We start from the raw sequence: 22,666 nt of genomic DNA on the forward strand, positions 1-22,666 counted from the left end.
AGCAAGCTCCCTCGCCACAAAAGCCCCATCAATCAATTAATGTGTTCAGGCTCGGGCCGTGCGCCAGGCATCGATCAGTTCGACGAAGGTGCCCTGCACCTGGCGAATCAGCGCCTCGTCGTCGATTTCACCGGCCAGCCACGCGCGGCTCGGTTCCTGGAAGATCGTCCGGCCCACGGCGAAACCACGGCAGGTCTGGCTCTGGCTGGCCTGTTGGAACCCTTCGGCCAAGGTCGCCGCCGGGGCATTCAGGCCCAGCAGCACCACGCCACGGCAATACGGGTCGCGTTCCTGGATCAGCTCGTCGAGTTGTTTCCACTCCTTGGCGCTTTGCGCTTCGATCTTCCACCACGCCGGGTAGATGCCCAGGTTGTAGAGGCGTTTGAGAGCGCGATAGAGCACGTCTGGATGCGGTGATGGGTGATCCTTGGGCGGAATGATCTCCAGCAGCAATTCATGCCCGCTGACCTGCGAGGCCTGGTACAGGCCCTTGATCTGCGCCTCTTGCTCCAGACGCAACAGCGGCTCGTCGTCGGGATGGAATTGCACCAGGCATTTGATGATCTGTTCTTGCGGCCAGGCGATCAGGTTGCTGCCGATCGAGCGCCCGTGTTCGAACGCCAATGGCCGCGAACCCTGCACTTCCACTGGCCGCGCCACCCACCAGCCACGACCGGTGGCGGCGTTCAGCGAGTCCTGGCCGAAACGTTGATCGGCCAGCAAGCCGACATCGGCGTCGACGCCCTGCTCACGCAAATCCGCCTCGACCCGTTCCACGGCTTTGATAAAGAGTTGTTTGAGTTCGCAGATGGCGCTCAGGTCGCGCCCGCCCTTGTGGGCCAGCTCCACCAGTTGCCCGCGATGATCGAAGGCAAAGATGAACAGTTGCTTCCACTGTTTGCGCGGCACGCTGACCTGATGCAGACGCTGCAATGTCACGTCCTGATCCGGCCGGGTGATCGGCACCGGGCTGTTGAACAGGTAATCGAGTTCGGCGCGGGTCGGCATCGCCGGGGCGCAGGCATGGCGCGACACCACCAGACCGCCGCAGGCATTGGCCAACTGGCAGCAGCGCTCGTCGCTGGCGTCCTCCAGCCAGCCACTGAGGAAACCCGACATGAAGGCATCGCCGGCCCCCAGCACATTCAGCACTTCGACGCGCACACCGGGATAGATCGCGCCGTCTTCGAGACGCGCCGGGATCGCCCCGTGGATCACCGTGCAACCTTGCGGGCCAAGCTTGACCACCAACGTCGCCGCGCTCAGGCGCCGGACATTGCGCAGCGCGGTGAGCAGATCCTCGGCGCCGCCGGCGATCAGGAATTCTTCTTCAGTACCGACGATCAGGTCGAAACGCGGGAGGATTTTCTGCACATGCTGGCTGACGTTCTGGTCGGCGACGAAACGGGTTTCGCCGTCCGCCTTGCCGGCCAGGCCCCAGAGCACCGGGCGGTAGTCGATGTCCAGGACCCGCTTGACGTTGTGCTTTTCGGCGTAGTCCAGCGCCTGAATGCTCGCCTTGTAGACACCGTCGGTGGAGAAATGGGTGCCAGTGATCAGCAGGGCTTTGCTGGAAGCGATAAAGGCTTCGCTGATGTCTTCGGCGCGCAACGCCATGTCGGCGCAGTTTTCGCGGTAGAACACCAGGGGAAAGGTTTCGCGATCCTTGAGGCCCAGCAGGACCATGGCGGTCAGGCGTTCCGGATCGACCTTGATGCCGCTGACGTCGCAGCCTTCACGGACCAGGGATTCAACGAGGAAACGGCCCATGTGGTCGTCCCCTACCCGGCTCAACATCGCCGACTTCAGCCCCAGTCGCGCGGTGCCGAAGGCAATGTTGGCGGACGAACCGCCCAGGTACTTGGCGAAGCTGCTCACATCCTCCAGCCGCGCCCCGACTTGTTGCGCATAAAGATCGACGCCAAGGCGTCCGAGGCAAATCAGATCCAATTGACGCCCACTGGCAAAACGAGTCTGGCCCATGCTGGCTCCTGTTATTTTTATCAGCCTGCGTCCGGGGCGATGAAGGCGCCGAACACTCTTGGTGGATGCAGACTAAAACGACCGGGACCGAACAATCAATATTTATTCTATATATTTTTTACGTGGAATATTTTTTCCAATAAACTTTGATACAAGCGTTCCAGACAGCGTGCATCGTTTCAGCAGGCCCCAGGCCGATTGCAAGCTCAAGATTTTATTCCGGCCTACCCTGTAGACTGCGCACAGCCAACCTATTGTCAGGGGGTGACGAGAACCGTCATCCCTATAAGAACAAGCCAGAAGGATTTCTTATGTCCCGCACCGATCAGCCGGCTACGACCGAGAGCTCGCCCGACAGCGATCTCGCCAGCCCTCCGATCAATGCCGAGCGTCTGTTGCAGCTGATCACCGAGGAGTACGAAAGTCTGCCGCGCCAGCTCAAACGCATCGCCAGTTACATGAGCCAGCAGAGCGACCGGATCATGGTCGACCGCATCAGCGACATCGCCCGCGAGTGCGAAGTGCACCCGTCGGCCATCGTGCGCTTTTCCCAGCGCTTCGGCTTCAGCGGGTTCAGTGAAATGCAGGCGCTGTTCCGCGAGGCCTACACCCACAAGACCACGCCGGTGCAGAACTACCAGCAACGCATCCGCAGCATGATCGCCAACAAGTCACAGAAGGCCAGCGGCGGCGACCTGGCGCGCGAATGCATCAACGCCACCCTGTCAGGCATCGAACGATTGGGGCTGGAACTCGATGACCAGGCTTTCGACAAGGCCGTGGACCTGGTGGTGAATGCCGACAACATCTACGTGGTCGGGGTGCGCCGCTCGTTCGCGGTGGCCGATTACCTGGTCTACAACCTGCAACACACCAACAAGCGCATCCACTTGGTGTCGGGCCTTGGCGGCAGCTACCGCGAGCAGATGCGCAGCGTGCGCGCCAACGACCTGGTGATCGCCATCAGCTTCACGCCCTATGGCAAGGAAACCCAGCACTGCCTGCGCATCGCCCAGCACCATCAGGCGAAAACCCTGATCATCACCGACAGCAACCTCTCGCCATTGGCCAAGCGCGCCAACACCGTGCTGCTGGTCAACGAGGGCAGCTCGTTTGCCTTCCGTTCATTGAGTGCCACCTTGTGCCTGTGCCAGGCGCTGTTCATCGCCGTGGCTTATCGACTGGAATTGAAGGTCGATGAGATTCATGAGCAGGCAGGCTTTGAGGATTAGCCTTCGAGGATGAACGATAGGCCTGAGGATTAGCGCGAAACCGCTTGCAGGTCGCTGAACCTCGGCTAAGGTTGTCCATCCCCAAGGACCGTCTGTAAGGAGAGGCTCAATGAAACTGATCGGCATGCTGGATTCGCCCTACGTGCGGCGCGTCGCCATTTCCGCCAAATGCCTGGGCATCCCGCTGGAACACGCGTCGGTTTCGGTGTTCAGGCACTTCGAGCAGTTCCAGCAGATCAACCCGGTGGTGAAGGCGCCGACGCTGGTGCTGGATGACGGTGAGGTGTTGATGGATTCAACGCTGATCATCGATTACCTCGAAGCCTTGGCCGCTCCGGGTAAAAGCCTGATATCCGACAATCCGGTTCAACGCTTGCGCTCGCTGCGGCTGATCGGCCTGGCATTGGCGGCGTGCGAGAAGTCGGTGCAGCTTTACTACGAACGCAACCTGCGGCCAGCGGAAATTCAGTACGCGCCTTGGGTGGAACGGGTCGAAGGACAATTGGCGGCAGCGTATTCGGCGCTGGAGCGGGAGCTGGAAAAGCAGCCGCTGAAGACCGATGGCTCGATTGCTCAGGATGGGATTAGCCTGGCGGTGGCCTGGAGTTTTACCAACCTGGTGGTGCCGGATCAGGTGGATGCTGCGCAGTTTCCACTGATCAACGCGTTCACGGCGTATGCCGAAGGGCTTGAGGTGTTTATCGATACACCGATCGAGTAGGCAATACGCAGTAAGCCGAAACACTGAAAATCCCTGTGGGAGCGGGTTCCGCATTGGGCAATGCTCACCACAGGGGCCTGACGATCTGGCTGATTACCGCTTGGCCAATTCCATAATCATCCGCGACAGCAAATAAATCCGCGGCGCCACGCTTTCGACCTCGGCGTACTCTTCAGGCGTATGGATATTGCCGCCGACAATCCCGAACCCGTCCAGCGTCGGAGTGCCAACACCCGCGGACAAACTCGCATCTGCTGCCCCGCCGCTGCCTTCTTCCGTCAACTTGCGGCCAATTTCGCCGTAAATGCCTTGAGCCATGGCCATCAAGCGATCCGATTCCGCCGTTTGCGGCATCGGTGGCAAGCCGCGCTTGAGGCTGGTGGTGACTTGCGTATCAGCAATCAGTTTGTCCTTCGACACCCGCGCCAGGTCCTTTTCGATCCGGTCGAATTCCTCCGGCACCGCCGCCCGCACATCAGCCTTGGCCGTAGCCTGATCCGGAATCACGTTGGTGCGGTCGCCGGCCTTGAGCACGGTGAAGTTGATGGTGGTTTTCTTCGCTTCATCGCCCAGTTTGCCGAGTTGCAAAATCTGGTGCGCGGCTTCCATGGCAGCGTTACGCCCCAATTCCGGGGCAACGCCCGCATGCGCAGCCTTGCCTTTGACCTCGACCACGGCAGTGGCGCTGCCTTTGCGCCAGACCACCAGGCCATCGGCCGGGCGGCCCGGTTCGAGGTTGAGGGTCACATCGTGGGCCTTGGCGGTTTTCTTGATCAGGTCGGTGGCGACGTCCGAGCCGGTTTCTTCACTGGCATCGAGCAGGAAGGTGATCTGCGCGTAGTCCTTGAAGTCGAGGTTCTTGAGGACTTTCAGCGCGTAGATCCCGGCGACGATGCCGCCCTTGTCGTCCATCACGCCCGGCCCATAGGCGCGGCCGTCCTTGATGTGGAACGGGCGCTCGGCGGCGGAGCCTTCCTTGAACACAGTGTCCATGTGCGCCATCAGCAGAATCTTCGCCTTGCCGGTGCCTTTGAGGGTAGCCAGCACATGGTTGCTCTCGTCCGGGGTGTTGGGCACCAGTTCGATGGTGGCACCCAGTTTCTTCAACTCTTCGATGGCGATGTCGCTCACCTGGGTCAGGCCCGGTTCATAGCCGGAGCCGGAGTCGATGTTCACCAGCCGTTCCAGCAGTTTCAGGGCTTCAGCCTTGTACTGTTCAGCATCGGCGAGGACTTGTTTGTGGGGTTCGGCGAAGGCTGCGGGGGTGAAGGTGCCGAGGGCGAGGGTCAGGCCAAGACTGGTGGCCAGGAAGGAACGCGGGAGCTTGAACGTCATGAATCGATCCTTGTTTCGTGTCGGGGGTCTTTAGACCCTACCTGACTACGACGCAAGGCTCTACACCGGATGCGACACATACAAACCTGCATGACCACACATTCCCTGTGGGAGCGGGCTTGTGTGGTTATTGGGTTACACAGAATCCAGCAACTCTTTACGCGGCTTGCCGTCGCCATGGCAAATGACGCGGTTACGGCCGGTGCTCTTGGCTTCGTAGAGCGCCTGGTCGGCGTCGTTGAGCCACAGGGTCGCTTCGTCGTGGGCCGGGTTGAAGGCCGCCAGGCCGATGCTCAAGCTGACCTTCAGCGCCGGGTTCTGCTCGTAACCCAACGTGGCGAAACGAGCACGCAGCGCATCCATCGCCACGGCGGCACGCTCCAGCGGCAGGTCCGGCAGCAGCACGCAGAATTCGTCGCCACCATAGCGGCCGGCGACATCGGCTGCCCGCAGGTTCTGCTTGAGGATTTTGCTCAGCTGACGCAAGACGATGTCCCCGGCGACATGGCCGTAGGTGTCGTTGATGGTCTTGAAATGGTCGATGTCGATCAACGCAATCGCCCCACCCTTCTGCTGGCGCCGGCAACGCTGAAACTCGATTTCCAGCTGGTCTTTCCAGGCGCCGTGATTCAGCAGGCCAGTCAGGCTGTCGGTGCGGCTCAGGGCCAGCAACTCGCGCTTGTGTCGGCCCAGAGTGTGGGCCTGACGGAAGCAGACCCAGCCCAGGGACATCGGATAAATCGACAGTAAAGGTAAACAGGCGTATAGCTGAAATGGACTGGTTTGCGGGACAAAAGCCGGCATGAACACCAGCAGCCCGAGGCCGATCCCGAGGATCTGCGCGACGGCGCCCGCCAACAGAAAACGCAAGCCACCGATGGCCACGTTGTGCATCGCCATCATCGACAGCGTAGCCGCGCTGGGTAGCGGATTGAACTGCATGGCGGCCACCCAGAAACCGCCGAGAAACGCGTCCACCAGAATGTTGCGGTGTTCGGCGTGATAAGGAATTTTCGCCCGACGCGCCCATTGATAGGCCACATGCGGCCAGATGACGCCGTTGAACAGCATCACCACCCAGACCCAGGGCGCGGGGTCGAGTGGATACATCCCTGCACCGACACACAATAGTCCAAGGGCCAGACCCAGGATGCGCGACCCATAAAGCCTCCTGGCCAATGAAAGTCCCTTTCCTCCCTTTTTTTCCATAGAGGCCTCTGTACTACTGAACCGAGCCTGACATCACATGGGTGAAAGTGATTGAAGTCTATCAGGGGAACGGCGAATAGCCATCACCGGATGACGGTCTGACAGCTGGTAGCTCCAATAGTGTGGTATCGCGATGAGGCGAGTGCCCAATGTTTGTCTATACATGAAGTAAGGGATCGATAAACCACGATAAACAGGAGGCCGCTGCAGAGGCTCCGCCAACCACCTTCCGTCCTGATCACTGCAAAAGGAATAGCCTGATGCTTTTGTTGGTTGTCGCTATCGCCGTTTTCGCGGCCTGGAGCTGGTTGAGCTACCCGGCCATCGGTTACTGGCTCTATGACTTGAACATGGCGCTGGAGGCCCGGCTGTATCGGTTGCACAAGCTTATCGTGCCGATCACCGAAATGACCGTCTCGACCTGGCAAGGCGGCCCCTATGAAGCCTCCAGCAACATACTGATGCTGCACGGCTACAGCGCCGACAAGAATATCTGGCTGCGCTTCGCCCGGCATTTCGTCAACGACTACCGGGTGATCATCCCCGACCTCGCCGGCCATGGCGAAACCGGTTTCAAGGCCGGTGGTGGCTACGACATTCCGGTCCAGGCCAAACGATTGATCCAGTTGCTCGATGTTTGCGGCGTCGAGAAGGTGCACGTGATCGGCAATTCCATGGGTGGCTACATCGCGGCATGGCTGGCGGTCAATTACCCCGAGCGTATCGTTTCACTGGCGCTGCTCGATCCGGCTGGCGTCACTGCCCCGGAACCCAGCGACATGGAGCGCCACCTGGCTCGCGGCCATAACCCGTTCCTGATTCATTCCCGTGAAGAGTTTCAGCATTTCTACGCCATGACCATGGCGTCGCCGCCATGGGTACCGGGGATCGTGCTGGACGCCGTCGCCCAGCGCTATGAACAGCAGCGCGACGAGCTGGAAGAAATCTTCAGGGACTTCCGGGCCAGCCCGCCGATGGAACCAAAACTGCCCGATATCAAATGCCCGGCGCTGCTGCTGTGGGGGCGCAAGGACCGCTTGATCGACGTCAGCAGCGTGCCCGTCTGGAGCAAGGGCATCGCCGATCTGCGGGTGGAAATCTGGGACGGTGTCGGCCACATGCCGATGGTTGAGCAGCCGACCAAAACCGCACGCTTGTACCGGGAGTTTTTGCGGGCGCATCACATGACCCCCACCGCCTCATAGCAGCTGCTACGGGTTGGCAGATAATTCGGGGGGATGCTCGGCGATTCATACGAGGCGCGATTGATGAACATTCTTTACGACGAACGCATCGACGGCGCCCTGCCCAATGTCGACAAGGCGGTGCTGCTCAAGGCATTGCAACAGGAGGTGCCGGACCTGGACATTCTCTGGCGCGAGGAAGAACTCAAGCCCTACGAATGCGACGGTCTCTCGGCCTATCGCACCACGCCGATGCTGGTGGCGCTGCCCCGGCATCTTGAACAGGTGCAGGCACTGCTCAAGCTCTGCCATGCCCGGAACGTGCCGGTGGTGGCGCGCGGGGCCGGCACCGGGTTGTCCGGCGGTGCGCTGCCGCTGGACAAAGGCGTGTTGCTGGTGATGGTGCGATTCAACAACATCTTGCACATCGACCCCGCCGCCCGCACCGCACGGGTCCAGCCAGGGGTGCGCAACCTGGCGATTTCCCAGGCAGCGGCGCCCTTCGGGTTGTATTACGCACCGGACCCGTCCTCGCAAATCGCCTGTTCCATCGGCGGCAACGTCGCGGAAAACGCCGGTGGCGTGCATTGCCTCAAGTACGGCCTGACCGTGCACAACCTGCTGAAACTCGAAATCCTGACCCTTGAAGGCGAACACCTGACCCTCGGCGCCGACTCGCTGGACGCGCCGGGGTTTGACCTGCTGGCGCTGTTTACCGGCTCCGAAGGCTTGCTGGGGATCATCACCGAAGTCACGGTCAAACTGCTGCCCAAACCCCAGGTCGCCAAAGTCCTGCTGGCCAGTTTCGATTCCGTGGAAAAGGCCGGCCGCGCGGTGGCCGAGATCATCGCCGCCGGGATCATCCCCGGTGGCCTGGAGATGATGGACAACCTGGCGATCCGCGCCGCCGAGGATTTCATCCACGCCGGTTACCCGGTGGAGGCCGAAGCGATCCTGCTGTGCGAACTGGACGGCGTCGAAGCCGATGTCCATGACGATTGCGAACGAGTCCGCGAGGTGCTGCAACAGGCCGGCGCCAGCGAGGTGCGCCAGGCCCGGGACGAGGCCGAGCGCGTGCGGTTCTGGGCCGGGCGCAAAAACGCCTTCCCGGCCATCGGCCGCCTCTCGCCGGATTACTACTGCATGGACGGCACCATCCCCCGCCGCGAACTGCCCGGCGTACTCAAGGGCATCGCCAGCCTGGCGCAAGAATATGGCTTGCGGGTGGCCAACGTGTTCCACGCCGGCGACGGCAACATGCACCCGCTGATCCTGTTCGACGCCAACCAGCCCGGCGAACTGGAACGGGCCGAAGCCCTCGGCGGCAAGATCCTCGAACTGTGCGTGAAAGTCGGCGGCAGCATCACCGGCGAGCACGGCGTGGGCCGGGAGAAAATCAATCAGATGTGCGCGCAGTTCAACAGTGACGAATTAACGCTGTTTCACGCCGTGAAAGCCGCGTTCGACCCCCAGGGTTTACTCAACCCCGGCAAGAACATCCCGACCCTGCACCGCTGCGCGGAGTTCGGTGCGATGCACATCCACGCCGGGCAATTGCCGTTCCCTGATCTGGAGCGTTTCTGATGGCAGATTTCGATGCCAGTGCAACCCTGCTCGACCAGGTCAGGCAGGCGCTGGAAAACGCCACGCCGCTGCGCATTCAGGGAGGGAACACCAAGGCCTTTCTCGGCCGTGAAGTGGCCGGCGAAGTGCTCGACACCCGCGCCCACTGCGGCATCGTCAGCTATGACCCGACGGAACTGGTGATCAGCGTTCGCGCCGGCACACCGCTGAGCGAACTGTTTGCCGCGCTGGATGCCGCGGGGCAAATGTTGCCCTGCGAGCCGCCGTCGTTCGGCGAAGGCGCCACGGTCGGCGGGATGATCGCGGCGGGGCTGTCCGGGCCACGGCGCCCGTGGGCCGGCTCGGTGCGGGACTTTGTCCTCGGTACGCGGGTGATCAGCGGTCTGGGCACTCACCTGCGCTTTGGCGGCGAAGTGATGAAAAACGTCGCCGGTTATGACCTGTCGCGCCTGATGGTCGGCAGCTACGGCTGCCTCGGCGTGCTGACTGAAGTCTCGCTCAAAGTGCTGCCCAAACCCCGGCAATGCCTGAGCATCAGCCTGGACATCGACTGCGCCCGCGCCTTGGCCAATCTGGCGCAATGGGGCCAGCAACCGCTGCCCATCAGCGCCGCCAGCCACGACGGCCAGCGTTTGTACCTGCGCCTGGAAGGCGGCGAAGGCTCGGTCGCGGCGGCCCATCAACGGCTCGGTGGCGAACCGTTGGACTCGGCCTATTGGTCTGACCTGAACGAACAACGACTAGACTTTTTCAATGAAGGCCTGCCGCTGTGGCGCTTGTCATTGCCCAACAACCTCGGGCCACTGGACTTGCCCGGCGAGCAACTGATCGACTGGGGTGGCGCGCAACGCTGGTTGAAATCCGCAGCCGATAACATTCAATCACTGGCTCAGCAGCACGGCGGCCATGCCACCTGTTTCAGCCATGGCGTCACAGAAATGCCTTTCCAGCCCCTGGCCCCGGCGCTGCTGCGCTATCACCGGCAACTCAAGGCGCAACTGGACCCGCAAGGGTTGTTCAACCCCGGCCGGATGTACGCGGAGCTGTAAGATGCAAACCAATCTCAGCAAAGAGGCCCGCCAACTGCCCCGCGCCGAAGAAGCGGACAAGATCCTGCGCACCTGTGTGCACTGCGGGTTTTGCAACGCTACATGCCCGACCTATCAACTGCTCGGCGACGAACTGGACGGGCCGCGTGGGCGCATCTACCTGATCAAGCAAGTGCTCGAAGGCGCCCCCGCCACGGCCCAGGCCCAATTGCACCTGGATCGCTGCCTGACCTGCCGCAACTGCGAAACCACCTGCCCGTCCGGGGTGGATTATCACAACCTGCTGGACATTGGCCGCGCCGTGATCGATCAAGCGGTGCCACGCCCAGCCAGTCAACGACTGTTGCGTCAGGGCCTGCGGGCATTGGCGCCAAACCCGAACCTGTTCAAGACCCTGCTGCAGATCGGCGCCACTTTCCGGCCGTTGCTACCACGGGGGGTTGAGGCGAAGTTACCCCACGACCTCCCTGCTCCGGGCGAACGCCCGGTCCCTCGGCATGCGCGCCAGGTGTTGATGCTCGAAGGCTGCGTACAACCCGGTCTGTCACCGAACACCAACGCCGCGACGGCGCGGGTGCTGGATCGGCTGGGAATCAGTGTGATTGCGGCGCTGGAAGCCGGCTGCTGCGGCGCGCTGGACTATCACCTCGACGCCCAAGCTGTGGGCCTGGACCGCGCCCGACGCAACATCGACGCTTGGTGGCCGTACCTGGAAAGCGGCGCCGAAGCCATCGTGCAAACCGCCAGCGGCTGCGGCGCATTCATCAAGGACTACGGGCATCTGCTGGAGCGCGACCCGGTTTATGCGGCCAAGGCACGGCGAGTCAGCGAAATGGCCCTGGACCTGGTGCAAGTGCTGGCCGATGAGCCGTTGGAGCGAGTTTGCGCCGCCACCGACCGACGGATCGCCTTTCACTGCCCCTGCACCTTGCAGCACGCACAGAAACTCGGCGGCGCGGTCGAGGCCGTGTTGACGCGGTTGGGCTTCAATCTCACAGCTGTACCCGACAGTCATTTGTGTTGCGGCTCGGCGGGCACCTATTCGATCACCCAACCGGAGTTGGCCCGGCAACTGCGCGACAACAAACTCAACGCCCTGGAAAGCGGCCACCCAGAAGTCATCGCCACCGCCAACATCGGCTGCCAGAGCCACCTCAACAGCGCCGGACGCACCCCAGTCAGGCACTGGATCGAATTGGTGGACCAAGTGCTGCGTTAACCGAACACTTCCGCGTTGCAAGAACAGTCCTTGGCAGAATGAAGTTCGTCAGAAACTTCGTTTGTCGGCGCCGCCGAAGGCTGCGATCTTTTCCGGCATCCGTTACGTCACTGCGCCAGGAATTTTTTTCATGAGCCACCCGAATTTCGTCAGCCCTGACCTGATCCGCCAACGCTTCTCCAAAGCGATGTCCGACATGTACCGCGAAGAAGTGCCGCTGTACGGCGCGCTGATGGAACTGGTGGAACAGACCAACCGCCACGTGCTGGACAGCGACCCGCAAATCGCCCGCCAGCTGCACAGCACCGGGGAAATCCAGCGGCTGGACCTGGAACGCCACGGTGCAATCCGCGTCGGCACCGCCACTGAACTGGCAACCCTCGCCCGCCTGTTCGCGGTGATGGGCATGCAACCGGTGGGCTATTACGACCTGACCCCGGCCGGCGTGCCGGTGCATTCCACCGCATTTCGTGCCGTGCATGAGGCGGCGTTGCAAGTCAGCCCGTTCCGGGTGTTCACCTCGCTACTGCGCCTGGAACTGATCGAAGACACCGAACTGCGGGCCTTTGCCCAATCAGTGCTGGACCAGCGTTCAATCTTCACCCCGGCTGCGCTGACGCTCATCGAGCGCGCCGAAACCCAGGGAGGGCTGACCGAATACGAGGCGCAGGACTTCGTCGCACAAGCCTTGGAAACCTTCCGCTGGCACCACAGCGCCACCGTCACCGCCGAGCAGTACCAACAACTCAGCGCCCAGCATCGACTGATCGCCGACGTGGTGGCGTTCAAAGGCCCGCACATTAACCACCTGACGCCGCGCACCCTGGACATCGACATCGTCCAGGCACAAATGCCCGCCCATGGCATTACCCCCAAAGCGGTGATCGAAGGCCCACCCCGCCGCCAATGCCCGATTCTGCTGCGTCAAACCAGCTTCAAGGCGCTGGACGAGCCGATCGCTTTTACCGATCAAGCCGAGATGCGTGGCAGCCACAGCGCCCGCTTCGGTGAAATCGAACAACGCGGCGCAGCGCTCACGCCTAAGGGCCGGGCGCTTTACGACCGTTTGCTCAACGCTGCCCGGGATGAGCTCAAGGAGTTTCCCAACGAAGCCAATGCCGCACGCTACAACGCGCTAATGACGCAGCACTTTGGCGAATTCCCTGACACCGTTGAGGATATGCGCCAACAGGAACTGGCGTACTTTCGCTACTTCGTGACCGAAAAAGGCCTGGCGGCGGATGGGCTGAAAGACGCGTCGCTGGAGGATTTGCTCCGTGACGGGTATGTGCGGGTAGAACCACTGGTGTACGAAGATTTCCTGCCGGTCAGTGCGGCGGGGATTTTTCAGTCGAACCTGGGGGACGCGGCGCAAACCCACTATGGCGTGCATTCGAACCAACAGGCGTTCGAAAAGGCGCTGGGACGGCCGACGATTGATGAGTTGGGCTTGTATGCCGAGACGCAGCGGCGATCGATCGAAGAGTGTTTTGCAGCATTGGGCTTGAAGGTTACCGATTAGGCGTTATGGCCGCGAAAAGATCGCAGCCCTGCGGCAGCTCCTGCAGGAATACGTATTTCATGCAGGAGGGGCCGCCTCGTCGTTCGTCGCGTCGTTGCCGGCACGGCACGTTTTCAACCTTTTAAGCCGCACCGCCCTTGGCCTGTTGCTCCAGGTGCAGTTGCAGCTCTGGATCGATCTTCAGCGCAGCGGCCAGTTCATCCAGATAATTGCGCTCGGCGTCCTGCTGATCGTCCACCAGCATCACGCTGGCCAGGTACATCTCGGCGGCCATGCCCGGGTCCTGGGCGGACTGCGCCACATCGGCGGCATCCAGCGGCCGGGCGACTTCGTCATCGAGCCATTGTTGCAGTTGCGGGTCGTCGGTATGGCGGCCGATTTCAGTGCTGATCATTTGTTTCTCGGCGTCGTCGATACGGCCGTCGGCCTTGGCGGCGGCGATCAAGGCGCGAAGGATGGCGTGGCTGTGGTCTTCGATTTCCGGACCGGACAACAGATCAACGGTACGCGGCGCCTGTTGGGGTGCCGAGGCCTGGCTGCGTTGCCATGCCTGATAGGCCTGGAACGCCATCATCCCCAAAGAGGCCAACGCCGCATAGTTGGTGCCGCCCGAGCGCGTTTGGCTTGAACCGCCCGAAGGGGAACCGCCGCCCAACAGACCACCGAGCAAACCTCCCAGCCCTCCGCCGCCAGGACCTCCACCCGCGCTGCCACCCAACAGGCCACCGAGCAAGCCACCCAAATCGCCCAAGCCGCCTTGAGTCGACGCCGCACCACCTTGTTGCGACAACGAGCCCTGGCCGGCCCGTAGTAATTGCTCAAGCAAATCGCTGGTGTTCATGACGACGTCCTCATTGATGGGCAGAAACCAAGTCAGGCAACGATAGTCCTCGCCGGACATTCCGCCAACTCCGTCTGGCTGACGTCAAAAGGTGCCCCTTCACACTCCTGACAGAAACTGACAGCGCCTCCTTTTATGCTGCGCCCACCTTCTAATGGAGCAACCCCATGATCACTCCCCGTTTCATTTTGCTTTTCGTGGACAACCCCGCCGTCAGTGCACGGTTTTATGAGTTTCTGCTGGAGCGCAAGCCCGTGGAAGAGTCGCCGACCTTCGCCCTGTTTGTCCTGGACGACGGCTATAAACTGGGGCTCTGGTCGCGGCATACCGCCGAACCTGCAACGACTGTAACAGGCGGCGGGACCGAGCTGGCGTTCCCGGTGGAGTCTGCCGAACAGGTCGATGCACTGTTTGCCAAGTGGAGCGCTCTGGGGCTGACCATGCTGCAAACACCGACCGAACTCGACTTCGGTCGCACCTTCGTCGCCCTTGACCCGGATAACCATCGGCTGCGTGTGTTCTTTCCTCATTAAGCTGACAACACAGGCAGACAACGCTCATGACGTACCCCGGATATTTCCGGGGTATTTTTTTGCGCGGCGTCTAAGATTCAAAGGTGGTGAACCTTATCCCCGAAAATCCGGTCGATACCTGCAACCCGATCCGGTTTGCCGACGCCCTCAATAGCAGGGTGATAACTGGCTTGCTTCATTTTCTGGAGAACGCCCCCGTGATATCCACCGTACACATCGCCAGGCTCAAAGCATGGGGCGCCCATGGTTTTACCGCCACCGGCGTGGTCACTGCTTTCCTCGCGACCCTCGCCCTGCTGGAGAACCAGCCCACCCATTGCCTGCTGTGGCTGGGCGTGGCGCTGATCGTCGACGGGCTGGACGGCGCGCTGGCACGCAAGGTCAATGTGCAATCGGTGCTGCCAAGTTTCGACGGCTCGATCCTCGACCTGGTGATCGACTACCTGACGTATGTGTTTATCCCCGCGCTGTTCATCTACCGTTACATCCCGTTGCCGGACTACACCCTGCTGCTGACCGTATCGCTGATTCTGGTGTCGTCGCTGTTCTGCTTCTGCAACGTCAACATGAAGAGCAAGGACAACTACTTCCAGGGCTTCCCCGCCGCGTGGAATGTGGTTGCGTTGTGCCTGTACATCATCGGTCCGTCGCCGTGGATCACGTTGCTCACCGTGATCGGCCTGGCGCTGTTGACCGTGACTCGAATGAAATTCCTGCACCCGTTCCGCGTGCGCCGCTTCATGCCGATCAACATTGCCGTGACGGCCATCTGGTTGCTGTGCAGCTTGTCGCTGGTGCTCAACCATCCGGTCATCAATCCACTGGTGATGGGCCTGTGGCTGCTGATGTCGGCGTACTTCCTGGGGATCTGCATCTGGCGCACGGCGCTGGAGTGGTTCGACGGCTCGCGGCTCAAATAGGCACTGCATTCATGCCCATCCATATCGTGCGACTCGGTTCACCTCGCACCGCAAATGAAGGCCTGCGCCTGGGCACGGTACGCCGCCCGCCCCGTGGCGTACCGAAGGCCGAATTCGCCAGCCGTGATTTCTATGATGTGTGGCAACCGCTGCTGTCCCCCAGCCCCGAACTGGTGGCCGAAGCCAAAGCGGCAGAAGATGCCAAAGCCTGGGAGACCTTCAAGCGCAAGTTCAAGGCCGAGATGAACCATCCCGCGCCCAGTCAGCTGCTGGACCTGCTGGCCGCCCTCTCCCATCAAACCTCGCTGGCCGTGGGGTGTTATTGCGAAGACGAAGCGCACTGCCACCGTTCCGTATTGCGGGAGTTGCTGGAGGCACGGGGCGCAAAAATTGTTTAGCCAAGATGCAGATTTGATCGCTCGCCCGAATGTTCACGGGCAAGCTGAATACACTTCATAGCCAGAATGGTCGTCGGGTCGATCAATGCCACTTGATGCCCCTTGATCATGAAGGCCTCGCTATGCTGCAGCACCAGCGGCAACTCCGTGCATCCCAGGATGAGCACATCGGCGCCCAGTTCACACAAGTGCTCGGCGGCGATCAGGAGTTGGTCCCTGCAAAGGCCCTCTGTGAACCCGGCCTTGATCCCGAGCGACCCATAAATCGCATCCATCACCAACGCCTGGTAATCCACACCGGGGGCGATTATGTGCAGCCCGGCCCGCCGGGCGGCCTCGTGGTAGACCTGACTCTTGATCGTGCCCGACGTCGCCAGCAGCCCCACTGTTTTCCCGGCGCCATACCGCTGAACGATGGCCTCTACCGTCTCGGCCAGCATGTTCACAATGGGCACACGCAAGTGTGCCTGGATACGCTCGACAAACGCGTGAGCGGTATTGCACGGGATCGCAATCGCATTGGCTCCTGCGCTTTCAAGCCGCTTGCAGGTGGCATACATCGCCATCGTCGGATCGGTTTCGTCATTCAGCAAATTGGCGGTGCGATCAGGAATCTGGGGGTTTTGTTCGACCACCATCTTGATGTGCTCCTGGTCACGGCCGGCCGGTGTATGCGCAACCACCTTGCCCATGAAATCGACCGTTGCCGCAGGCCCCACCCCGCCTACGATCCCAAGCTTGAAGGGTGGGCGATTCGACTGACCTTTCTGCTGAGTCGCGAAGCCGGCATAAATCTCATTGATATCCAACACCGTGATGCCCCGCCGCTGCAGGTCGCCGCAGACCAACGAAAGCTCGGTCATGCCCGGCAAGACCATCGTGGCCCCCTGCTCCTGAAGTGACAGGCAGGCCTGATACACACATTCCAGCGGTACACCGTCAAGGTAGCCATCCTTGATGCCGTTGACGCCATACATCGCTTCCATCAACCCCGATTGTTCGTCGGCACCTGGATAAACGAGTTTGAAGTCGGAGCCGAAGTAGCGTTCGAACAAACCGGCGTGGCGAACATAGTCTGAGGCGAGAATGCCCAATACCGCGCCGGGTTCAACAACATGGTCGATGTGCCTGCGCAATGCGGCCATCATGTCCAGAACCGGTATGCCTATCTCCTCCTGTATCTCTTCGCGGAAAGTGTGACTGGCAAAACACGGCAGTACGATCGCGCTGACCCCGCTGGCCTCGAAAGTCTGACAGACCTGGAAAACATAGAACTTTCTGGAGGTCATGCTCGCGCCCCGATCCAACGGCATCAGCACATCTTTGAACGGGTGCTGCTCGAACAGGAAGTGATAGCGGCCTTGATCCTCAAGCACCGCCCTGGACTTCACCAACTTATAGAAAAGATCGCCGCCGGCCAGTGAGCCAAGCCCGCCGACGATGCCCAGTTTGTGTACCAATGAAGACTCACGGGATGGCTTTGATTTCGTTTTCATGGTGATAGCGCTCAGACGGTGGCTACAGAGCGAACAGGCAGTGGGGACGCCTCGGATTGCGGCACGTCGTCCGGCTCTTCGAGAGGCTCGGATTTAGCGATCACGGCCGTTGCGATGCTGTTGCCCACCACATTGGTGGCCGTCCTGGCCATATCGAGGAACTGATCAATACCGATGATCAGCAAAATGCCAGCCTCTGGCAGATTGAACATGGGCAACGTCGCCGCCACGACCACCACCGAAGCCCGGGCAACACCCGCCATGCCCTTGCTGGTAATCATCAGCGTCAGCAAGATCAGCAGCTGCTGCGTAAAGCTCAAATCAATGTTGTAGGCCTGAGCGATGAACATAATGGCGAAGGCTTGATACATCATCGAGCCGTCGAGGTTGAATGAGTACCCCAGTGGCAGTACGAAACTGGATACCCGCTTGGGTGCGCCGAACTTCTCCAGGGCTTCCATGGTTTTTGGATAGGCGGACTCACTACTGGCTGTCGAGAATGCCAGCAGAATGGGTTCGCGGATCAACTTGCCCAAGGTAAAGACTGAACGCCCCAGAAACAGGTAGCCGGCAGCGAACAACACACCCCATAGAATCACAATGCCCAGGTAGAACTCGGCAATCAGTTTTCCATAATCGACCAGCAAGCCGAGACCTTGGGTGGTGATGGCCGAAGCGATGGCGGCAAAGACACCAACTGGCGCAAAGGCCATGACATAGTCAGTGATCTTGAACATCACCTTGCCCAGTTCTTCAATGCTGTCGGTGATCTTCGTGTAGCCAGCGCGCTTGATGCCTGCCAGCGCAAAGCCGAAAAACAAAGAGAACACTACAATTTGCAGAATCTCATTGTTGGCCATGGCTTCTGCGATGCTTCGAGGGAACACGTGACTGATGAATACCTTGAGGCTGAAGTCACCCGTGCTGACAACGGCCGGCGCCGCTGCGCCTTGAGTCACCTGCAGATCCAGACCCGCGCCTGGCTGGAACACATTCACCAGCAACATGCCAATGAACAGCGAAATGATTGAGGCCGACACGAACCAGATCATCGCCCTCGCGCCGATCCGCCCTACGGATCGGGAATTACCCATGCTGGCAATACCACCGACCAGTGTGGCGAACACCAAAGGCGCGATGATCATCTTGATCAACCGCAGGAAAATGTCCGTCACCATCGAGAAGTAGGAGGCGATCTCCCGGGCGGCTTTCTCATCCGCTGCGAAATGATGGCAGGCCCAACCTGCAAGGACGCCCAAGGCGATAGCCATCGCAATCTGGCGGGGTAGTCTGTTTCTTTTCACGGTGCATTTCCTCAAGTGGTTTTGTAGGTCTTTTTACTTGGCAGGAGACAAGATTGAAGTGCCCCGATGTTCTGCGGCAGCGGGGTTGTGGCACCGATTCTAAGGACGCCCTTCACGCCGGATGATGAGTAATCACCATAGGCTGATGCGTTTTTGGAATAGTTTGCGAAATTCCCTCAATGGCGCCAGCGCACCGCAGTAAACTCTTCGCCAGAGACGCAATGAGGTGCCAGCATGCAAACCAAATGGTTGGACGATCTTCTGGCGATTGCCGAATGGAAGAACTTTTCCCGAGCGGCGGAAGTGCGTTGCGTCACGCAGTCCGCGTTGTCCCGGCGGATTCGTTCACTTGAAGAATGGGTGGGCGCCGAACTGGTGGATCGCGGCACTTATCCTGTCCAGCTGACTCAAGCGGGCCGCAGCTTCTGTGAAGAGGGGCGCGAGGCGCTGTCGGCGTTGCTGCAATTGCGCCTGGCCCTTCGCGAAGGCGAACGAATGCCGGGGCGCTCGATTCAGGTCACCGCCGGGCACAGTCTTTCAATGACCTTCCTGCCTAAATGGCTCACCCAGTTTCAACAGCAGAATGAGCCCTTCAATGCTCGCGTGGTGGCCGCGAACATCCACGATGCGGTGATTGCGCTGGAGGAAGGTAGCTGCGATTTGATGATCGTCTACCACCATCCCCTCGCCCCGATCCAGCTCGACCCCGAGAAGTTCGGCAGCTTGACCCTGGGGCATGATTCGTTCGTTCCACTGTGCGCGCCGGACAATAACGGCAAACCGTTGCATCGGCTGCCGGGGACGGCCGCCAAACCAGTGCCGCACCTGGCCTATACCGCGACCACTTTTTTGGGTCGCGTGGCCGATATCGTCATCAAGAATGCACCGACTGCTTGCGTGCTTGATCGTTGCTTTGAGGCGGACATGGCCATGTTGCTGATGAGAATGGCGATCGAGGGCTACGGCGTTGCCTGGCTGCCCCTGAGCGCCGTGACCGATGAGCTGGAGCGAGGGCAATTGGTGCTGGCCGGCGGCGATGAATGGAAGACCCGGCTGGAGATTCGTTCGTATTGTTCGATCGCCAATCAGAACCCGACGATGCGCGAGCTTTGGAAGACGCTTGAGACCGCATCGCGAGCAAACCCGCTCCCACATTAGAACCGGACGAGGGGTTGATCATGGTCAATAATGAAAGGATTGAGATGTATTGAACGACCACCGTCTGCTCGCTTACCCACGGGAGGTTTGTCATGTCTGGTGAATCACGCTTCATGCTGGTCGCTTCACCGCTGATGGAACACAGCCCCGCCTTCGACCGGGCCGCGATGCTGGCCAAGGCCGAGGGGGCGGCCCTGCACATCGTGGCCTTCGACTATCTGGAAGGTCTGGCGACCGCCAGCCTGGTCAACGAAAAAGCCCTGGAACAGATGCGCCTGGGCTACGTCGAGCGTCACCGCCAGTGGCTTGAGGAACAGGCCCATCCCTTGCGCAAGATCGGTGTACACGTCACCACCGAGGTGGCCTGGGTCGAGCATCCGCTGGAGGAAATCCTGATTCACCTCAAAGAGCAGCCGATGGACGTGCTGATCAAGGCGCTGGAGCATCAATCGCGGCTGTCGCGACTGGTGTTTACGCCCCTCGACGTGCATTTGCTGCGCGAATGCCCGGTGCCGCTGCATTTCGTCAGCCATGCCACTCGCGCGTTGCCGCGCAAGATCGTCGCCGCGGTCGACCCGCTTCATCGCGACGATCACTACAAAAGCTTCAACGACAGAATCCTTCACGAAGCATCGAAACTGGCGAGCGCCTGCAATGCCGAGCTCGATGTGGTCTACGCCTGTGACCTTTCAGCCATCAGCGCGGATGAGTTCAACTTCTATAACGGTTCGGCGCTTTTCTCTTCAGGCCAGATCAAGACCCTGTTCGACCTCCAGGAGGATGCGTTCAACGAACTGGCCGCGCGCAACGGCATCGCGCCGGAGCAGCGTCACATGATCATGGGCAACCCGACCAAGGTACTGACCCACTACACCGAGACCCATGATGTGGATGTGATCGTCATGGGCCGGATCGGCCATCGCGGCATGGGCCGGTTGATCGGCAGCACGGTGGAGCATGTGCTGTACAAAATGCCATGCAGCGTGTGGGTGGTGTATACCGAATCACTGGATGAGTGACAATGCCATTAAGTTAAGGCACAGAACCTGTAGGAGCGAGGCTTGCCCGCGAAGAATGCACCGCGGTTTTTCAGGTATTACGCGTCATCGTTCTTCGCGGGCAAGCCTCGCTCCTACAGGATTTTCGTCGCTCCGTTCCCGGTTCAGCGCCGGGTGATCACCACCTCCAGGTATTCACCGGGCACCACCAGCGACCGCTCTCCCGCTCGGTTCAGGCGCTTGAGCAGTTCCGTCAGGTCGTGTTCCAGGGCGGCGGACCCTTCGGGTGGCAGGGTCGCAAAAGCCTTGTGAACCGGGCCATACCAGGTGCGGAAGGTGTCGATGAAATGGGCGGCCGAACGATAGCGGAAGTTGAATAAGCGTCGTGTCACCTGAAGCACGAAGTCGCGCTGATCGAAGTGCGAGTGCAACCACGCTTCGGAGCCCCAGTTTGAAGGCGGTTGAGCGCCCACGGGTGGCGGCATGTGGCGCCCCAGTACCTTGAACATCTGGCCAACGAAGCCTTCAGGCGTCCAGTTGGCAAGGCCGATCCGGCCTCCCGGGCGGCACACCCGCGCCAATTCCGCGGCAGCCTTTGGCTGATCCGGGGTAAACATCACCCCAAAGGTCGAGAGCACGGCATCGAAACTGGCATCCTCGAAAGGTAGCGCCTCGGCATCGGCCACCTGAAAGGTCACGTTCAGGTGTTCCGCCCGTGCCCGGTCTTCGCCACGCTCAAGCAGCTTGGCCACATAGTCGGTGGACGTGACCTTACAGCCCCGGCGCGCAGCGGCAAGCGTGGCATTACCGTTGCCCGCAGCGACGTCCAGCACCCGCTCATCGCAGAGCAGGTCGCAGGCTTCAGCCAGTTGTTCGCCGACGATCTGTAAAGTGGTGCCGATCACGGCGTAGTCGCCGCTGGCCCACGCAGTCATCTGACGGTTTTTCAGGGCGGTGAGATCAATGGGTGTGCTCATGAAGTCTGCTCCGCTGCGGGTTGGAACGCGTCCCGGCTTACTCCGCCGTGGTGGGGTCGATGATGCTCATGACTCGGGAAACGCTGTTGATCGGAAAGCCACCTTGTTTGGCATGCTCCCTGATGAGTTCCTCACTCGGCGCGATATACACGCAGTAAATCTTGTCGCCCGTGACGTAACTCTGCTGCCATTGCACTTCTGGCCCCAACCCGCGCAACACATCGCAGGATTTTTGCGAGATCGCTTTGAGTTCCTGCGGCGGCAGTGCGCCGGCTCCCGGAAGCTCGCGTTCAATAATGAACTTAGGCATAACCCTCTCCCTTTCATGATGGTGATGGCAGGGTCGCAAGTGACCCCGTCCACAAACTAAAGCTCCCGGACAGGTATCCGTCCTGCCCGGTCGTCCGGCAGACTCACGAAATACGCCGGTCTCCGATGCATGGTCATGCGTTTGTAACGCAGGATTAACACCCGACCCCGGGATTGCCGATGCGCCCTGAATCAGCTCTTATGGGCCACCGCCTTTTGAAAGGATTCCCCCATGCCTCGCCTGGACTGGCTCACTCACCACATGCACCACAGCGACATCTTTGCTTCATGGATTCACCAACAATTCCACTATGAATACGCCGACCAGCCCTTGCCTCAGTGGCAACGGGAATTCGCTGACGGCCAATTCGACGGCACATGGCAATGTTTGATCGCCCTGGATGAAGACCGCCTGCTGGGTGGTGCGGCACTGGCCGCCGCCGACCTGGCTCACCGGCCTGACCTGGGTCCTTGGCTGGCTTGTGTGTTCGTCACACCCCAAGCAAGGGGAAAAGGATTGGCGGAGCGCTTGATTGAGGGGATATGCGCGCAGGCCAGGGAACGTGGCGTGGCGAAGATCTATTTGCACACCCGGGACCAAAGCGATTACTACGCCAGACGCGGATGGACAGTGCTGGAGCGTTTTCAGGCCTGGGAAAACGACCAATGGCTCATGGTGCGCAACCTGTGAGCC

Annotated in this window: 21 protein-coding genes; 13 read left to right on the forward strand and 8 right to left on the reverse strand. The window is 60.5% G+C overall.

Going from position 1 to position 22,666, the window contains the following annotated elements; genetic code table 11:
* Positions 1–45: 45 nt before the first annotated feature.
* Positions 46–1,983 carry a bifunctional 5-dehydro-2-deoxygluconokinase/5-dehydro-2-deoxyphosphogluconate aldolase gene (locus AC07VO_RS07495; protein ID WP_086945488.1) on the reverse strand — a complete coding sequence of 646 codons (1,938 nt, stop codon included), beginning with the start codon at positions 1,981–1,983 and terminating at the stop codon, positions 46–48.
* A 311-nt stretch (positions 1,984–2,294) separates the two neighbouring features.
* On the opposite strand from AC07VO_RS07495, the gene AC07VO_RS07500 reads away from it, so the two are divergent.
* Together AC07VO_RS07500 and AC07VO_RS07505 are read left to right on the forward strand one after the other, a co-directional pair.
* Complete coding sequence (locus tag AC07VO_RS07500) at positions 2,295–3,215, forward strand: MurR/RpiR family transcriptional regulator (protein ID WP_007939390.1); 921 nt, start codon at positions 2,295–2,297, stop codon at positions 3,213–3,215.
* A gap of 109 nt (positions 3,216–3,324) precedes the next feature.
* Positions 3,325–3,936, forward strand: coding sequence for a glutathione S-transferase (locus AC07VO_RS07505; RefSeq protein ID WP_086945487.1), 612 nt, complete (start codon positions 3,325–3,327; stop codon positions 3,934–3,936).
* A 93-nt stretch (positions 3,937–4,029) separates the two neighbouring features.
* Here the strand turns inward: AC07VO_RS07505 and AC07VO_RS07510 are convergent, their stop codons facing one another.
* The gene (locus AC07VO_RS07510; protein WP_064617024.1) at positions 4,030–5,271 is read right to left on the reverse strand and encodes a M20/M25/M40 family metallo-hydrolase; all 1,242 of its coding nucleotides are present in this window, start codon (positions 5,269–5,271) and stop codon (positions 4,030–4,032) included.
* Between the two features lie 135 nt (positions 5,272–5,406).
* Entirely contained in the window at positions 5,407–6,480 is a 1,074-nt protein-coding gene (locus tag AC07VO_RS07515) for a diguanylate cyclase (protein ID WP_026286574.1), read from the reverse strand.
* Positions 6,481–6,740: 260 nt separating this feature from the next.
* Between AC07VO_RS07515 and AC07VO_RS07520 the strand changes: the two genes are divergently transcribed.
* The 5 genes from AC07VO_RS07520 (at position 6,741) to hglS (ending at position 13,038) form a co-directional block, all read left to right on the forward strand.
* Entirely contained in the window at positions 6,741–7,685 is a 945-nt protein-coding gene (locus AC07VO_RS07520; protein ID WP_018928038.1) for an alpha/beta fold hydrolase, read from the forward strand.
* A gap of 63 nt (positions 7,686–7,748) precedes the next feature.
* On the forward strand, positions 7,749–9,248 hold the full coding sequence (gene glcD, locus AC07VO_RS07525; protein WP_086945486.1) for a glycolate oxidase subunit GlcD: 1,500 nt from the start codon (positions 7,749–7,751) through the stop codon (positions 9,246–9,248).
* A complete protein-coding gene (gene glcE / locus AC07VO_RS07530) occupies positions 9,248–10,297 on the forward strand; it encodes a glycolate oxidase subunit GlcE (protein WP_086945485.1) in 1,050 nt (349 codons plus the stop codon). The genes glcD and glcE overlap by 1 nt, the downstream gene beginning before the upstream one ends.
* A 1-nt stretch (position 10,298) precedes the next feature.
* The gene (gene glcF / locus AC07VO_RS07535; protein WP_086945484.1) at positions 10,299–11,516 is read left to right on the forward strand and encodes a glycolate oxidase subunit GlcF; all 1,218 of its coding nucleotides are present in this window, start codon (positions 10,299–10,301) and stop codon (positions 11,514–11,516) included.
* 130 nt (positions 11,517–11,646) lie between these two features.
* On the forward strand, positions 11,647–13,038 hold the full coding sequence (hglS, locus tag AC07VO_RS07540; protein WP_064617019.1) for a 2-oxoadipate dioxygenase/decarboxylase HglS: 1,392 nt from the start codon (positions 11,647–11,649) through the stop codon (positions 13,036–13,038).
* Between the two features lie 121 nt (positions 13,039–13,159).
* Here the strand turns inward: hglS and AC07VO_RS07545 are convergent, their stop codons facing one another.
* Complete coding sequence (locus tag AC07VO_RS07545; RefSeq protein WP_086945483.1) at positions 13,160–13,939, reverse strand: tellurite resistance TerB family protein; 780 nt, start codon at positions 13,937–13,939, stop codon at positions 13,160–13,162.
* A 107-nt stretch (positions 13,940–14,046) separates the two neighbouring features.
* On the opposite strand from AC07VO_RS07545, the gene AC07VO_RS07550 reads away from it, so the two are divergent.
* The 3 genes from AC07VO_RS07550 to AC07VO_RS07560 all read left to right on the forward strand — a co-directional run bounded on the left by AC07VO_RS07550 (position 14,047) and on the right by AC07VO_RS07560 (position 15,730).
* Positions 14,047–14,412: a VOC family protein gene (locus AC07VO_RS07550; protein ID WP_064617017.1), complete on the forward strand. Its 366-nt coding sequence runs from the start codon at positions 14,047–14,049 to the stop codon at positions 14,410–14,412.
* A 197-nt stretch (positions 14,413–14,609) separates the two neighbouring features.
* Positions 14,610–15,332, forward strand: coding sequence for a phosphatidylcholine synthase (gene pcsA, locus AC07VO_RS07555; RefSeq protein ID WP_018928045.1), 723 nt, complete (start codon positions 14,610–14,612; stop codon positions 15,330–15,332).
* Between the two features lie 11 nt (positions 15,333–15,343).
* Positions 15,344–15,730: a DUF488 domain-containing protein gene (locus AC07VO_RS07560; RefSeq protein ID WP_018928046.1), complete on the forward strand. Its 387-nt coding sequence runs from the start codon at positions 15,344–15,346 to the stop codon at positions 15,728–15,730.
* On the opposite strand, the gene cuyB is transcribed toward AC07VO_RS07560, so the two are convergent.
* Both cuyB and AC07VO_RS07570 read right to left on the reverse strand, forming a co-directional pair.
* Positions 15,727–17,226 carry a cysteate racemase gene (gene cuyB / locus AC07VO_RS07565; RefSeq protein WP_086945481.1) on the reverse strand — a complete coding sequence of 500 codons (1,500 nt, stop codon included), beginning with the start codon at positions 17,224–17,226 and terminating at the stop codon, positions 15,727–15,729. The two genes, AC07VO_RS07560 and cuyB, sit on opposite strands and share 4 nt — an antisense overlap.
* Before the next feature lie 11 nt (positions 17,227–17,237).
* Complete coding sequence (locus AC07VO_RS07570) at positions 17,238–18,530, reverse strand: dicarboxylate/amino acid:cation symporter (RefSeq protein ID WP_086945480.1); 1,293 nt, start codon at positions 18,528–18,530, stop codon at positions 17,238–17,240.
* A 234-nt stretch (positions 18,531–18,764) separates the two neighbouring features.
* Here AC07VO_RS07570 and AC07VO_RS07575 point away from each other — a divergent pair, with 234 nt between their 5' ends.
* Both AC07VO_RS07575 and AC07VO_RS07580 read left to right on the forward strand, forming a co-directional pair.
* Complete coding sequence (locus AC07VO_RS07575; protein ID WP_018928049.1) at positions 18,765–19,688, forward strand: LysR substrate-binding domain-containing protein; 924 nt, start codon at positions 18,765–18,767, stop codon at positions 19,686–19,688.
* A 92-nt stretch (positions 19,689–19,780) separates the two neighbouring features.
* Positions 19,781–20,707, forward strand: coding sequence for a universal stress protein (locus AC07VO_RS07580; protein WP_064617013.1), 927 nt, complete (start codon positions 19,781–19,783; stop codon positions 20,705–20,707).
* Between the two features lie 143 nt (positions 20,708–20,850).
* Here AC07VO_RS07580 and AC07VO_RS07585 read toward each other — a convergent pair whose 3' ends face one another.
* A complete protein-coding gene (locus AC07VO_RS07585) occupies positions 20,851–21,663 on the reverse strand; it encodes a class I SAM-dependent methyltransferase (RefSeq protein WP_086945479.1) in 813 nt (270 codons plus the stop codon).
* A 37-nt stretch (positions 21,664–21,700) separates the two neighbouring features.
* Entirely contained in the window at positions 21,701–21,973 is a 273-nt protein-coding gene (locus tag AC07VO_RS07590; protein WP_019649301.1) for a DUF4242 domain-containing protein, read from the reverse strand.
* A gap of 231 nt (positions 21,974–22,204) precedes the next feature.
* Here AC07VO_RS07590 and AC07VO_RS07595 point away from each other — a divergent pair, with 231 nt between their 5' ends.
* The gene (locus AC07VO_RS07595) at positions 22,205–22,663 is read left to right on the forward strand and encodes a GNAT family N-acetyltransferase (protein ID WP_086945478.1); all 459 of its coding nucleotides are present in this window, start codon (positions 22,205–22,207) and stop codon (positions 22,661–22,663) included.
* Positions 22,664–22,666: the final 3 nt, after the last annotated feature.

This window comes from Pseudomonas sp. GW821-FHT03E01 (assembly GCF_059420765.1).